Below are 14165 nucleotides of genomic sequence, written 5' to 3' on the forward strand. Positions count from 1 at the left end.
CAAGATTTTCATGACGTTTTCCATCATGGTTGCGTGACACTGAATGCCGTGGAAAATCCTGATCAAAATGGCCTTTCGCCACAGGCAGCAGGCCCAAGCGCCCGACGACAAGGAAAAGTGCCCGTGCCACCTCGTGAACAATCAGGTCTTGCATCAGTTGCCCCCACCCTTGTGACGGACGATGACCTCGTGCTGGGTCAGCCAGCCCCTGGGATTCGTCTGGTTCGGCTGCCCCTTCCCTTCGCGCTAGACCATATCAATGTCTGGCTGCTTGCCGACAAGGACAGCGCAGCGCGTGACGGCTGGACCCTGGTGGATACCGGCATTGCCAGCAACCTGACGCGGGCGCTGTGGGAACAGGTGATCGCCCGTCATATGGACGGGCTGCCGGCTCTGCGGCTATTGGTCACGCACTTCCATCCCGATCATGTCGGTTTGGCCGATTGGCTTTGCCAACGGTTTGACATCCCCCTGGCAATGTCCCGCAGCGAATGGCTGCTGGCGCAACTGCACAGCCGGCCACCGGCGACCATGGATCAGCAGATCGCCAACCGCTTCTACATGAGGGCCGGGCTGTCGCCCGAACAGGTGGCGAATTTAACGGCGCGTGTGGGCGCCTATCGGCAGGGCGTTCCAGCCGTGCCCGCCATATTCCAGCGGCTGCGTGACGGGCAGATGCTGGATATCGGCGGACGCGGTTGGCAGGTGATATGCAGCGGTGGCCATTCCCCCGAACATGTCTGCCTTTTCAACAGCGATGCGCATATTCTCATCGCGGGCGACATGGTGCTGCCACGCATCAGCCCGAATATCAGCGTCTGGCCGGCCGAACCAGCCGCAGACCCGCTCTCAGAATATCTGGCGGGACTGGGACGGCTCCGCCAGCTCCCCGCCGATACGCTGGTTCTGCCCTCGCATGGGCAGCCCTTCACCGGCCTGCGGGAGCGAATCGACCAGCTGGCCAATCATCATCAGGAAAGGCTGGCAGAGATCCGGACGGCCTGCTCAGGCCCTGGCTGCAGCGTGGCAGACATCACGCAGCTGCTGTTCAGGCGCCCGCTCGACACCCATCAATTAAGCTTCGCGGTAGGGGAAGCCCTGGCGCACCTGAACCATCTGGTAGGCCAGGGCCTTTTGCACCGCAAAGAACGGGCAGGAACACCTGATCTTTTTCAGGTCTGAAGCCTTGGTCGATCTTCCCTTCTACCAAGGTATGATGACCGTCACGGCCGATTGAGAAACTGAAAAGCCCGGGCGTGTTTCCCGTTTTCAAAACACGCCCGACAAAGCCAGCAAGCCGGGATCAGCCGGCCTTGCCACCATTCTTGGCCGTATCAGCTTTCTTTGCCGCCTCGGGCTTCTTCGCCGGATTGGTCTTTTTGGCCGGTGCCGCCGCCGGTGTGGCACGGGCAGCCGGGCTGGCTGCCGCCTCCGCCACCAGGGCGCCCTGCATCGGCTTGTCACAACGGGGTTCCTGCGCCAGCCGAACGCCCGGTGCATCGGGACGCAGGCCAGCGCGGAGCGCTTCGATATCCGTCGCCATGGCCTTGGCAACCACCGGCACGTGATCGGCGCAGAACACCGGATTGGTCAGCGCAATGGCGCGCTGCGAGGTCTCATTCGCCAGCCGGGTGCGGAACGTATCGAAAGCGCGGTTGGGGTTTCCCTTCACCGTCCGCTTGTAATAGCTGATCAGGTTACTTTCCCAGACCTTGATCTGCTTTTGATGTTTCAGCGTGAACATTTTATATTGTGCAAAAAGGCTGGGCTGACCCTGGACGCTCATTTCCTGACAGGTCAGACCCACAACCATCAGTTCGGTATGCAACCGAATGCCCTGCTCAGCCTCAAACTCATCAGGGGTGTAGCAAGGTGGCTTGGCCTGGACAGGCACGGCGAACATCGCCAACAGAGCCGCCATCGCGGCAAGACGTTTACGCAGCATGGTTTCTGGGTCCAAGAAGCCGTTATAATCAAAGCCTCGCACGGATCAGCCGTGCTGGCTTTTGCGGGCCGACTGTGCCCCAAGGCAGGCGGTGACCGCAAGAGTCCGCATGGACGCAGCCGACGCAATTTCGGATGAAGCTCGTCTGTGGCTGAACCGCATTGCTGCTGCAGCTTTCAAAATCTACGCACGCCGAGAACAGCCCGACAGGGAGCGGCGCGGAGAGCAACAAACGCGCTGGTGATTTTTTTTGCTCCCAACACGCAGTTCCTCTTTTAATTTCTGACCATTTCGCCCATATCTGGACTATAACTCCTGGCACCACCGTGCGTAACACCTCCCCAAACGATCCCCTGGGCCCAAACGATCCCTCGGGTTCGCCATTAATGGGCAGGCTCAACCGCCGGACACGCCGAGATTTGTGAATCCGCTTAATGACGCATGAGCCTCTCTGGCAACCGAGTGATATCTTGAACGCCGAAACCGAAGGTGATGCGGAGTCCCCGAAGCGTCGGGGACGTATTCCGCAATCTGCTTGGCCGCGAATCCTGGAACGCCACCGGGCAGGCGCCACGCTTTCCGCCATTGCGCGGGAGTTTGACTGCACGCCCAGTGCCATTTCCTATATCGTCCGCAAGGCGGAGGCTGCTGGCCTGACCGCTGACGCCGGCACGGTGGAGGAACAGGCTCCGCCGACGCCCGCCGCTGAGGAGGCACCGCCGCCTGAAGCAGCTCGCCCGTCACGCCGTGTGAAAGCACAGGCTGAGGTGGTGGAGCCTGCGCCGGCGCCGCTTGCCCCCCCTGCCGCACCAGTGGCAGAGGTGACGCCGGTGGCAAAGCCAGCCCCGGTTTCCACGGACGAGGTGGAAATTACCGCGCAGCCGGCAACGGGTGATCGCACCGCCGCCCCCAATCGGGAGGCTGGGCCGGGCGAGCTGTTTCAACATGACAGCGGTCGGCATGAAGCACGTGAAGCCGCACGTCGTTTTGAAAGCCGCGAGGGTCGTCCGCCACGGGATCGCGATAATCGCGACCGTGATGGAAGGGAACGCGACGGGCGGGAGCGCGAGCCCCGGGAGCCCCGCGAGCCCCGATTCGCGGAAAACGGCAATCGTGGTGACCGGAACGAAGGTCGCGGCGCCCCACAGGAAGGGCGGCGTCCCCAGCAGGGGGTGCCTCGCTTCCCGCAGGGTGGGCAGCGCTTCGCCGGGCGGGATCGCCAGGAAGGTCGGGATAACCGTCCCCCGCGTGATTTCGACCGCCCGACCCAGGATCGTGGGCAAGATCGCCTGCCGCCGCCGGATGCCAATATAGGTGATCAGCCGGTAGAGGTGGTTTATCCCTATCGTCAGCAGCAGCGCAATCCCGCTCGCCTGGAAGCCCAGGAAACGCCGACAGTGCCGGCGGATGAGCGGATGGACGCGGCCGCCAAGGCCTGTGCCGAAGCCTATCGTGTGTGGAAGGCAGGCGAAGGGGATGTGCAGTCCCTGGGTGATGCCATCCATGAATTGCGCAAGGTGATTGCCCGGATGGAGATTGAGGTTTCAGCCAGCCGCAAGGAAGAGCAGCGGCCGATCCCGCTTCCCTCCTACCGTCGCAGCCAGCCGCCGCCGCAGGCTCCCCGCGGCTGATACAAGCTAAAACAAAAAGGCCCCTGGATCTGGCGATCCAGGGGCCTTTTTGTTGCCGCCGCCGCGCCCGGTCAGATGCACAGCTCTTGGGGGGCATCTACCCGAACACGAAGGGGCGGTAACATTCGCCATAAACAAAAAGGGCGGCGCCGGGGATGGCGCCGCCCTTTTCTGCATCAGCGAGCCTGCCAGATCCCTCAACGGGTACGGGGCTTGCTGCTGCCTTCGGCCAGTTCGGCCTTCAGTTCACGGATGCGCTTTTCCATCGTATCGCGCAGGCCAGGGGTCGGCTTCGGGCCCAGGGCGGCCAAGGCGGCTTCAAGCTGCAGCAGGGCCTTGCGCTTTTCCACATCGTTGCGCTTCAGGGGCTTGTTATCGCTGCGCTGTCCATCCATCGCACGCATGGTGACATTCCTTATTCTTCAAAGCTCGTCTGGAGGAAACGAAAAAGCCCCGGCCAGAGGGCACGGGGCTTTTTTCCGTCCGACCAAATGGCCATCAAGTAAACCATCTGGCACTGCCAAGTCTTCCAAGATATTCCTTGGAAGGGATTGGCGTCCCCAACGGGATTCGAACCCGTGTTACCAACGTGAAAGGCTGGTGTCCTAGGCCTCTAGACGATGGGGACGTCGTCGGTGGGCGGTTAATTAGCCGGGGCAGCCGGGCAGATCAAGCAGTTTTTTTATATTTCGCGCATAACGCCCATGCTTTCTACATGGCGGGGGCTTCACCACCGCCCAAAGGTTCAATCGCTATACCTTTCCAGGGTCCAGCCGACACGATGTTCCAAGTCACGGATGATGTTGATGGAGGGCAGCCCCTTCAACACGCGATGAATGGCCGCCAGCTGGGCCAGCGCCACGGCATGGCGCGGGCGGGCACGCAGATATTCCACGCGGAACTTGATGGCGATCTCCAGCCCCTGGGTCAGGTCCGCCTCCCGCGCGCGCAGCAGCCGTTCCTGCCCCTCCTGCTCCAGCAATTTGCGCAGGGTGGTCAGCAGCAGGGCGGCGGCGATAGCCACGCCCTGTTCCTCCTCTGTGGGGATATGCGCCATGTCGGGTTCCACCCGCAGCTCAGCACCGGGGCGTTCCTTGGTTGCCCGTGTCGGCAGCACGCTCAGACAATCATGGAGGGCGGCATCGGCAAAGGCATTGATGGCGTTCATCACGCGCGCGCGCGCCTCTGACAGCAGGCGCTGCCATTCGGGATCGGCCCCGTCGCGCGTTTCTTCCGCCAGCCCCCGGATCATCAGGCCGGCATCGGACAGCAGCCGGGCGCTGGTCAGCAGCCAGACCCGCCGCCCCATCGCCGCATGGCCCCCACCCTGACGCCCGATCTCCGACAAGGTATGGGTCAGGTCGGAGAAAAGCCGGGCGGGGATCAGGCGGGCGGGATTGTCGCTGCCAGTGTTCGACATGTCCTGCGACAGCAGGCGCACCAGCCGCAGCGCCTGGAAGGGCTGGTTCAACAGGGCGATCAGGCCGAAGAAGAAATACTCCACCAGCTCGGCGCCAAGATTATGCAGGTTCAGATAGGCGGTGCGCGCTGCGATCACCGCCGCCGGGGTGAAATCCAGGATGCGGGCGGGTGCCGTCACACCGGCTGCCCGCTGGATGCGCGCAAGGGCGGGGGAAAGATGCGCATGAAGGCGCATCAGCAGCCCGATCTCCCGCATGTCGGCCAGGGCTCGCTCCCCACCCAGCATGGCCGCCAATTCGCCGCGCCGGCCATAGGAACGTTCCGCTTCGCCAAGGATGGTGAGGGTCACATCCCCGGCCGCCAGCACCCCGCGGTCAACGATGGCCGGCAGATCATCCCAGCGCTGTTCGTTCACCGCCTTGGCATATTCCGCATCAATCGCCAGCAAATCGGTACGATGGGGGGAATTGGTCAGCACCCGCCACCAGGGATTCAGCAGCTGGCGCGGAATCGCGGCCTTGCGCTTCTGCTCCGGTGGCGAACCATCGAACAGATAAATCTGAATGGGCGCACAGACAGCGCGCTGGAAGGTGGAAAGCCGGGGCGGCTTCAGTTCCCGCAGGCGGGGCCGCAGACTGTCCAATATCTGTTCGTCCGCTGCGTTGCCATGCTCAACCGCGCGCGCGGTTTCTACCGCCCTTGCAACGCGCAGCAGGGCGGTTTCATCCAGCCCATCGAAATGCGCCCGCAGCCGCGACAGTGCCGGTCCGGCCTCTGCCTCGGCCGGCTTTTCCGAACGCTCACGATCCAGCGGCGCGTCGGCCGACTTCATCGTCATGACCAGCCAAGTCCCCCACCCGCGCCGATCGCTCAACCGGGCGATCAGCCCGGCCTGCCCCGACCCGATTTCGGATCAAACGCCATAGGCAGCGCTTATCCCAAAGTATAGGGGCTCACGATCATTTTGTCTGTATCGAACTGCGTCAAGACTATGACAGACGTGCCACTGGGTTCACCTTGCAACAATGAAGTTCCGATGGCGTTTCCGTTAAAGATTATGACCAGCTGAGGCGGCATCATCGATCAACAGCTGGACACCATCATTGCCATTCCAGCGATCAGGCCGCAGCGTGCCGGCCAGATGCATGGGCATACCACCGGACTGCAGCAGGGCTACGCCCAAGTCGCCGTCCAAGGCACGGAAAGCAATGGATTTCAACCGGCTGCCATCATTGCCGGTCAGGATGCAGCGCACATGGTTGGCCCCCACCACATCGGCCTTCACAATACGCGCATCGGTGATGGCAAAGCGCGGTTCAGAATTGCCGGTGCCATAGGGCGCCAGTTTCTCCAGATGCCGCATCAATTCCGGATTGGCACCGCGAACCGACAGGGCACCGTCCAGGTTCAGGCTGGGCACCAGCGGCCCCAGATCGGAAAGCTGCGCCGCGATGCGGTCACGCAGGAAGCCGCGCAAATCGTCCAGCTTCTCCCGTTCCACCGTGAATCCCGCCGCCATGGCGTGGCCGCCACCGGCCACCAGCAGCCCCGCCTGACGCGCGGCAATCACCGCCGAGCCGAGATCGACGCCGCGCACCGATCGGCCGGAGGCCTTGCCCACCATGCCATCCAGCGCCACCACACAGGCCGGCCGGTTGAATTTTTCCTTCAGGCGGGAAGCGACAATGCCAATAACGCCAGGATGCCAGCCCTCCCCCGCCGCCAGCACCAGTTCCGGCGAACCATCCGCCGCTTCCACCTGGGCCATGGCCTCTTCCAGGACGACCGCTTCGATGGCGCGGCGTTCGGCGTTGAATTCGTGCAGCTCCCGGGCCAGTTGCGCGGCTTCTGCCGGATCTTCGGTGGACAGGATGCGGGTGCCCAGATCGGCCCGCCCCACCCGTCCGCCGGCATTGACGCGCGGCCCGATAATATAGCCGGAGCAATAGGCATCCAGCGCATCCTTGACGCTGGCCACATCGGCCAGGGCCGAAATGCCGGCATTGCCGCGCTTGCCCATCACCCGCAGCCCCTGGGCGACATAGGCACGGTTCAGCCCCACCAACGGCACCACGTCACAGATCGTACCCAGCGCCACAATATCCAGCCAACCCATCAGATCGGGTTCGGCCACGCCATTGGCGTAAAACCCCGTCCCCCGCAGGGCGCGGTTGACGGCAACGATCAGCAGGAAGGTCACCCCCACCGCCGCCAGGGTGACAAGCGGCCCGCCCGCCGGCTCATCCAGCCGGTTGGGGTTGACCACGGCGGTGACATCGGGCAGGCGCGGTTCGGCCTTATGGTGATCGACGACGATCACCTCCAGCCCCGCTGCCACGGCCCCGTTCAGCGGGTCAAAGCTGGTGACGCCGCAATCGACTGTCACCACCAGCTTCACCCCCTCCTCCTTCAGCCGCAGCAGGGCTGGCAGGTTGGGGCCATAGCCTTCCTCGATCCGGTCGGGGATATAGACGCGCAAGGGCCGCCCCAGCGCCCGGAAGAAGCGGTGCAGCAAGGCGGTGGAGGTGGCACCATCCACGTCATAATCGCCGAAGACCGCCACCTTCTCCCCATCCCGGATGGCACGGGCCAGCCGGTCGGCGGCCTTGTCCATATCCTTCAGCACCGATGGGTTGGGCAGGAAGGCGCGCAGGGTGGGCGACAGGAACCGTTCCGCCTCCTCCAGCCCCACCCCGCGCGCCGCCAGCAGCCTTCCCACCAGTTCCGGCAGGCCGAAGCTCTGTGACAGGGCCAGCGCCATACGGTCGTCCGTGCCACGCGCCTTCCAGCGGCGGCCGGTGATGGAGCTCTCAACACCAAGGAAGGCAGGTTCGGTCATGGCAACAATCAACAGGCTTCAGGAATGGAAAATCCCTCCCCCGCGGCAGCGGGAGAGGGATCAGCATCATACAACAAACAACAGATCAGCCGATATCAGCGCTTCGGCTCGGGGATCATGCTGGTCTTGGTGCGGAAATTGTGATGTGCCTCGACATAGCGCACCGTGCCGGACTTGGACCGCATCACCACCGAATGGGTGATGGCCCCGCCGGCAAAGCGACGCACACCGCCCAGCATCGGGCCGGTGGTCACGCCGGTGGCGCAGAACATCACGTCACCCTTGGCCAGATCATGCAGGCCATACTTCTTATCCAGATCGGTGACACCCCAGCGCTTGGCACGCTCCCGCTCCGCATCATTGCGGAAAATCAGACGGCCCTGGAACTGCCCGCCGATGCAGCGCAGGGCGGCGGCGGCCAGCACGCCTTCCGGCGCACCACCGGAACCCATATACAGGTCGATGCCGGCGGCCGGCTGGGCCGTGGCGATCACGCCCGACACGTCACCATCGCCGATCAGCATGATCCGCGCACCGGCTTCACGCACCTTGGCGATCAGCTCGGAATGGCGCGGGCGGTCCAGGATACAGACCACCAGCTCCGACACGTCGGCGCCCTTGGCCTTGGCCAGATTCTTCAGGTTGTTTTCAACCGTCTCGTCCAGATCGACCACGCCGTCGGGCAGACCACCACCAACGGCGATCTTGTCCATATAAACGTCGGGCGCGTTCAGGAAGCCACCGGCCTCCGCCATGGCGATGACGGCCAGGGCGTTGGGGCCGCCCTTGGCGCAGATGGTCGTGCCTTCCAGCGGGTCCAGCGCGATGTCGATCTTCGGGCCGTTGCCGGTGCCGACCTTTTCCCCGATATAGAGCATCGGGGCTTCGTCGCGTTCACCCTCACCGATCACCACAGTGCCATCGATGGACAGCGCGTTCAGCGCCTGACGCATGGCATCGACGGCAGCCTGATCGGCCAACTTCTCATCGCCGCGGCCCATCAGCAGCGACGCGCTCAATGCGGCGGCCTCCGTGACGCGGACCACTTCCAGCGCCAGGTTCCGGTCCATCACCAGGGAAATGTCGCCCTTGGGATTGCTGCTCATTGTTGGTTCCCCTCCACGAAAACGCCGCCGGTCTTGTGCTTGTACGGGCCGGTCAGCGTCAGAAATCCTCGATACGGATCATGCGCGGCGGCTCCAGCACGGCGTCAAGCGCCCCGATGGCAGCCAAGGCACTCTGCATTGCCGCTTCATCGGTTTCGTGCGTCGTCCACACCACGGGCACCGCCTCACCAGGCGAACGGCCACGCTGCAAGAACGCCTCCATCGACACATGCTGGTCGCGCAAGGTGGCGGCAATATCGGCGATCACACCCGGCCGGTCCACCACCATCAAGCGGACATAATAGCGCCCCTGGCGCCGGCTGATCGGCGAGGACACCAGCGGCGCCAGCTGTTCCGCCGGCACGCCAAAGGTGGGCGTGGAACGGCCACGGGCGATATCGACCAGATCGGCCACCACCGCAGACGCTGTTGGGCCGGCACCGGCACCACGGCCGACCAGCACCACCTTGTCCACGAAATCGCCATCGGCCACCACGGCGTTGAACACGCCATCCGTGGCCCCGATCGGGCTGTTGGTGGGCACCATGCAGGGATGCACGCGCTGTTCAATGCCGGCATCCGTGCGGCGGGCAATGCCCAGCAGGCGGATACGATAGCCCAGTTCCTGGGCGTAATTGATATCCAGTGCGGAGATGTGGCGGATACCCTCCACATGCACCGACTTGAAATCCACCTTGGTGCCAAAAGCCACCGCCGTCAGCACGGCCAGCTTATGCGCCGCATCCACCCCATCGATATCGAAGGAGGGATCGGCCTCCGCATAGCCCAGACGCTGGGCATCGGCCAGCACATCGGCGAAGTCACGGCCGGTGGTCCGCATCTCCGTCAGGATGTAATTGCAGGTACCGTTGAGGATGCCATGCACCTCACGGATGTTATTGCCGGCCAGCCCTTCACGCAGCCCCTTGATGGCGGGGATGCCGCCGGCCACCGCCGCCTCGAACGCCAGGGTCAGGCCGGCAGACTCGGCCGCCGTGGCAAGGGCCGAACCGTGATGGGCCAGCAAGGCCTTGTTGGCCGTCACCACATGCTTGCCAGCCGCGATGGCGGCTTCGACGGCGCGCTTGGCGATCCCGTCGGAGCCGCCGATCAGCTCGACAAACACGTCGATCTCGGGATCAACGGCGAGCGCTGCCGCATCCTGGTACCAGCGGACGGACGACAGGTCGACGCCACGGTCCCGCGAGGCATCGCGGGCGGACACGGCGGTCACCTGCAAAGTCCGGCCGGTGCGTTGGGTGAGCAGCTCGCCATGGCTGGCCAGCAGCTTCAACACACCACCACCGACCGTTCCAAGGCCGGCGATACCGATACGCAGGGGTTTGGCAACACTCATGCTGTGACGTCCTCAGTCAGCGGAAACGGAGACGGGGGAAACGGGGGCATTGGCTTTACGCACGCGGTCCAGGAACAGCTTGATATTCCGGGTCGCCTGACGGATGCGCTGGGTGTTTTCCACCAGACCGAAGCGCACATGGGTATCGCCATATTCACCAAAGCCGATGCCGGGGCTGACCGCCACCTTGGCTTCCTGCATCAGCAGCTTGGCGAATTCCAGGCTGCCCAGATGCTTGAACGGATCGGGAATTTCCGCCCAGACGAACATGGAGGCATTGGGCGACACCACCGGCCAGCCGGCCTGCTGCAAGCCTTCAATCAGCACATCGCGGCGCTGCTTGTACATCTCGCGGATTTCCAGGACGCAATCCTGCGGGCCATTCAAGGCGGCGGTTGCCGCCACCTGGATAGGCGTGAAGGCGCCGTAATCGACATAAGATTTAAACTTGGCCAGCGCGCCGACCAGCTTCTTCGACCCCACGCCGAAACCGACACGCCAGCCCGGCATATTGTAGGTCTTGGACAGGCTGTTGAATTCCACGGTGATGTCGCGCGCTTCCGGGATCTGCAGCACCGACGGCGGCGGGTTGCCGTCGAAATAGATCTCCGCATAGGCGATATCGGACAGGATGTAGATGCCGTGCTTCAGGCACAGATCGACGATCGGCCGATAGAAATCCAGCGTCACCGTCTGCCCGGTCGGATTGGCGGGGAAGCTGACGATCAGGGCCGTCGGCTTGGGCACCGAATGCTTGATGGCGCGTTCCAGCGCCGGCACAAAATCATCCAGCCCGCTATTGACCGGGATATGGCGCAGCGCCGCACCGGCCAGCATGAAGCCGAACGGATGAATCGGATAGCTGGGATTCGGCACCAGAATCACGTCACCGGGGCTGGTGATGGCCTGGGCCAGATTGGCCAGGCCTTCCTTGGAGCCGATGGTGACGATGGCTTCCGTCTCCGGGTCGATATCGACATCGAAGCGGCGCTTGTAATAGGCGCTGATCGCCTTGCGCAGGCCGGGGATGCCGCGGCTCTGGCTATAGCGGTGGGTCTTGGGGTTCTGCACCGCTTCAACCAGCTTCGCCACGATATGCGGCGGGGTCGGCTGGTCGGGGTTGCCCATGCCCAGATCGATGATGTCCTCCGCGGCGGCCCTAGCTCGCGCCTTCATCGCGTTCACTTCTGCGAACACATAGGGCGGAAGCCGCTTGATGCGGTGGAATTCAGCGTCGCTCATGGACCTGGCACCGGTTAGAAGAGGAAGGGGCGAAATATGTAGCGCACCGGCTTTCGCCGCCGCGACATGATTTTACAGGTTGAACCGATTTGCTGCCATGAATGGAAGGGATGGCGGCAGAAAATTCACTTTTCCTTCTTTCCGACAGCAGCACCCGGCGTAGCGCTGGTGGACGGCAGGGCGCTGGGAACCGGCGGCGGCGCCTCTGGCAGGGTGGGGATATCCACCGTCGGGGCCTGTGGTGTGGCCCCGGTGGCGCGCAGTGCGTCGCCCACACTGGTCCCCTGCTCCCGATCCTGGGTCAGCCGATCCATCATGGCCTGCCGTTCAATGGGGGAGGAGAATGCCTCTGGCCGGGCGGGCACGGCGGCGAGATTGGCTGTACCATCCGCCCGTGGATCCGCACGGCGAATCGGCCGCGACCCGGTCAGCACGCGGGTGGGGTCACTGTCGCTGATGGCTTCCTTGGTGGCCGGCGCCGGCCCGTCATCGAAGACGATGTCGGGTAAAGGCACACGGGCGCAACCGCCCAAGCCCAAGGCGGCCGCCAGGGCCAGCCCCCCCAGCTGCAACGAAATATTCTTACGGATAGGGGATGATGGGTCGGTGAAAATCATGGCCGGATCGTGTATGAAAATGCCCGTGTCGGCAACCTTAAGCCCTATCCTGGGGCAAGAGGCAAGGAAAGCCGCATTGCCTGAACGCGCCTGCCGACAATCAGGCCAATAAATTATGTCAGGAAAGAGTTGGGGTTCTGTTCCAACCAGTTTTGAGGAAAGCGCGAATGGCCGAACCGCAAGGGTCCGAAATCAAGATCCCCGATCCCGTGGAGATGTCGCGTCACATGGCGACGATCGCGGAACAGAGCCAGCGGCTGGTGGCGGAATTCCTGAAACGGCAGGGCGAGGGCGGCAACGGCGCCCAGGATGCCATGCATATCGGCGCCGCCTTTCTGGAAATGACAGCCCGGATGATGGCCGATCCGGCCAAGCTGATGCAGGCGCAATGGTCGCTGTGGCAGGATTACATGGCGCTGTGGCAGCGCACCACCCAGCGGATGCTGGGCCAGGAAGCCACATCGCCGGTGGCCGCCCCCGCCAAGGAAGATAAGCGGTTCAAGGACAGCGCCTGGGATGAGAACACGCTGTTCGACTATATCAAGCAATCCTATCTGCTGACCGCCCGCTGGCTGCAATCCACCGTGCGGGAGGTGGAGGGCATGGACGACAAGACGGCCAAGAAGGTGGATTTCTATACCCGCCAGTTCGTCGATGCCATGGCCCCCAGCAATTTCGTGCTGACCAACCCGGAAGTGCTGCGCAAGACGCTGGAATCGGGTGGGGAAAATCTGGTCAAGGGGCTGGAGAACCTGCTGGGCGATCTGGAACGTGGCAAGGGCCAGTTGGCCATTTCCATGACCGATTATTCCAAGTTCAAGGTGGGCGAAAATATCGCCGCCACGCCGGGCAAGGTTATCTATCAGAATGAGTTGATGCAGCTCATCCAGTATGAGCCGACGACGGAGCAGCAGTTCAAGCGCCCGCTGCTGATCGTGCCGCCCTGGATCAACAAATTCTATATCCTGGACCTGCGGCCCAGCAATTCGCTGGTGAAATGGCTGTGCGATCAGGGCCATACGGTCTTCATCGTCTCCTGGGTCAACCCGGATGAGAAGCTGGCCGACAAGACCTGGGAAGATTACATGAATCTGGGGCCGCTCTCGGCCCTGGATGCCATCGAACAGGCCACCGGCGAGACGGAGATCAATGCCGTCGGCTATTGCATCGGTGGCACGCTGATGGCCTCCACGCTGGCCTATATGGCCGCCAAGGGCGATGAGCGGATCAAGAGCATCCTTTATCTGGTGACGCTGACCGACTTTACCGAGCCGGGGGAACTGTCTGTCTTCATCGATGAAGAACAGCTGGCCGCCCTGGAAGAGAAGATGAACAGCCAGGGCTATCTGAATGGCCAGTCCATGGCGACCACCTTCAACATGCTGCGGGCCAATGACCTGATCTGGTCCTTTGTGGTCAATAATTACCTGTTGGGCAAAGACCCCTTCCCCTTCGATCTGCTGTACTGGAATTCCGACGCCACGCGGATGCCGGCGGCGATGCACAGTTTCTATCTGCGCAACATGTATCAGCGGAACCTGCTGGTGCAGCCGGGTGGCCTGACGCTGAAGGGCGTGCCGATCGATCTCAGCCAGATCAAGGTGCCCACCTTCATGCTGTCGACGCGGGAGGATCACATCACCCCGTGGAAATCCACCTATGCCGCCACCCAGCTTTATGGCGGTCCGGTGAAGTTCGTGCTGGCGGCATCCGGCCATATTGCCGGCGTGGTCAACCCGCCGGCCGCCAACAAATATTCCCACTTCACCAATACCAAACTGCCCAAAGACCCTGAGCAGTGGATGGCCAGCGCCAAGGAGGTGCCGGGTAGTTGGTGGCCGGAATATGCCAAGTGGGTGCAAAAATATGCCGGGGCCAAGGTGCCGCCCCGCGTCCCCGGCGACGGCAAGCTGAAAGCCCTTGAGGCCGCCCCCGGTTCCTACGTCAAGATCCGGGTGGTGGAATAAAAAAGGGCGGGGGTGCCACGGCACCCCCGCCCTTTCCAT

Annotated in this window: 11 protein-coding genes and 1 tRNA gene; 3 read left to right on the top strand and 9 right to left on the bottom strand. The window is 63.1% G+C overall.

From position 1 onward, the window contains the following. Positions 1-33: 33 nt before the first annotated feature. Entirely contained in the window at positions 34-1182 is a 1149-nt protein-coding gene (locus CHB97_RS09845) for an MBL fold metallo-hydrolase (RefSeq protein WP_244559483.1), read from the top strand. A gap of 121 nt (positions 1183-1303) precedes the next feature. Here CHB97_RS09845 and CHB97_RS09850 read toward each other — a convergent pair whose 3' ends face one another. Then, positions 1304-1945 carry a hypothetical protein gene (locus CHB97_RS09850; protein WP_089287807.1) on the bottom strand — a complete coding sequence of 214 codons (642 nt, stop codon included), beginning with the start codon at positions 1943-1945 and terminating at the stop codon, positions 1304-1306. 470 nt (positions 1946-2415) lie between these two features. Here CHB97_RS09850 and CHB97_RS25890 point away from each other — a divergent pair, with 470 nt between their 5' ends. Then, complete coding sequence (locus CHB97_RS25890) at positions 2416-3576, top strand: hypothetical protein (RefSeq protein WP_143270822.1); 1161 nt, start codon at positions 2416-2418, stop codon at positions 3574-3576. A 197-nt stretch (positions 3577-3773) separates the two neighbouring features. Here CHB97_RS25890 and CHB97_RS09865 read toward each other — a convergent pair whose 3' ends face one another. The 8 genes from CHB97_RS09865 to CHB97_RS09900 all read right to left on the bottom strand — a co-directional run bounded on the left by CHB97_RS09865 (position 3774) and on the right by CHB97_RS09900 (position 12159). Then, entirely contained in the window at positions 3774-3980 is a 207-nt protein-coding gene (locus tag CHB97_RS09865) for a hypothetical protein (RefSeq protein ID WP_089287810.1), read from the bottom strand. Positions 3981-4128: 148 nt separating this feature from the next. Then, a tRNA-Glu gene (locus CHB97_RS09870) sits at positions 4129-4204 on the bottom strand. 117 nt (positions 4205-4321) lie between these two features. Beyond that, positions 4322-5836 (bottom strand): hypothetical protein, encoded by a 1515-nt coding sequence (locus CHB97_RS09875; protein WP_143270824.1) that lies wholly within the window; start codon positions 5834-5836, stop codon positions 4322-4324. 210 nt (positions 5837-6046) lie between these two features. Then, positions 6047-7837, bottom strand: a complete 1791-nt coding sequence (recJ, locus tag CHB97_RS09880) for a single-stranded-DNA-specific exonuclease RecJ (RefSeq protein WP_089288099.1) — start codon at positions 7835-7837, stop codon at positions 6047-6049. 95 nt (positions 7838-7932) lie between these two features. Further along, positions 7933-8907: a class II fructose-bisphosphatase gene (gene glpX / locus CHB97_RS09885; RefSeq protein WP_089288100.1), complete on the bottom strand. Its 975-nt coding sequence runs from the start codon at positions 8905-8907 to the stop codon at positions 7933-7935. 94 nt (positions 8908-9001) lie between these two features. Beyond that, positions 9002-10300 carry a homoserine dehydrogenase gene (locus CHB97_RS09890; protein ID WP_089287812.1) on the bottom strand — a complete coding sequence of 433 codons (1299 nt, stop codon included), beginning with the start codon at positions 10298-10300 and terminating at the stop codon, positions 9002-9004. A 12-nt stretch (positions 10301-10312) separates the two neighbouring features. Further along, positions 10313-11542: an LL-diaminopimelate aminotransferase gene (locus CHB97_RS09895; RefSeq protein WP_089287813.1), complete on the bottom strand. Its 1230-nt coding sequence runs from the start codon at positions 11540-11542 to the stop codon at positions 10313-10315. 125 nt (positions 11543-11667) lie between these two features. Continuing rightward, positions 11668-12159, bottom strand: a complete 492-nt coding sequence (locus tag CHB97_RS09900) for a hypothetical protein (protein ID WP_089367426.1) — start codon at positions 12157-12159, stop codon at positions 11668-11670. 167 nt (positions 12160-12326) lie between these two features. Here CHB97_RS09900 and CHB97_RS09905 point away from each other — a divergent pair, with 167 nt between their 5' ends. Further along, a complete protein-coding gene (locus CHB97_RS09905; RefSeq protein ID WP_089287815.1) occupies positions 12327-14126 on the top strand; it encodes an alpha/beta hydrolase in 1800 nt (599 codons plus the stop codon). Positions 14127-14165 lie beyond the last annotated feature (39 nt).

Origin of the sequence: Azospirillum sp. RU38E (assembly GCF_900188385.1) — a bacterium.
Classification (GTDB): domain Bacteria; phylum Pseudomonadota; class Alphaproteobacteria; order Azospirillales; family Azospirillaceae; genus Niveispirillum.

Excerpts from the sequence above, each read along its gene's own strand:
- CHB97_RS09850 (WP_089287807.1), bottom strand. The coding sequence starts at position 1,945 with ATGCTGCGTAAACGTCTTGCCGCGATGGCGGCTCTGTTGGCGATGTTC.
- CHB97_RS09865 (WP_089287810.1), bottom strand. The coding sequence starts at position 3,980 with ATGCGTGCGATGGATGGACAGCGCAGCGATAACAAGCCCCTGAAGCGC.
- CHB97_RS09875 (WP_143270824.1), bottom strand. The coding sequence starts at position 5,836 with ATGACGATGAAGTCGGCCGACGCGCCGCTGGATCGTGAGCGTTCGGAA.
- recJ (WP_089288099.1), bottom strand. The coding sequence starts at position 7,837 with ATGACCGAACCTGCCTTCCTTGGTGTTGAGAGCTCCATCACCGGCCGC.
- glpX (WP_089288100.1), bottom strand. The coding sequence starts at position 8,907 with ATGGACCGGAACCTGGCGCTGGAAGTGGTCCGCGTCACGGAGGCCGCC.
- CHB97_RS09890 (WP_089287812.1), bottom strand. The coding sequence starts at position 10,300 with ATGAGTGTTGCCAAACCCCTGCGTATCGGTATCGCCGGCCTTGGAACG.
- CHB97_RS09895 (WP_089287813.1), bottom strand. The coding sequence starts at position 11,542 with ATGAGCGACGCTGAATTCCACCGCATCAAGCGGCTTCCGCCCTATGTG.
- CHB97_RS09900 (WP_089367426.1), bottom strand. The coding sequence starts at position 12,159 with ATGATTTTCACCGACCCATCATCCCCTATCCGTAAGAATATTTCGTTG.
- CHB97_RS09905 (WP_089287815.1), top strand. The coding sequence starts at position 12,327 with ATGGCCGAACCGCAAGGGTCCGAAATCAAGATCCCCGATCCCGTGGAG.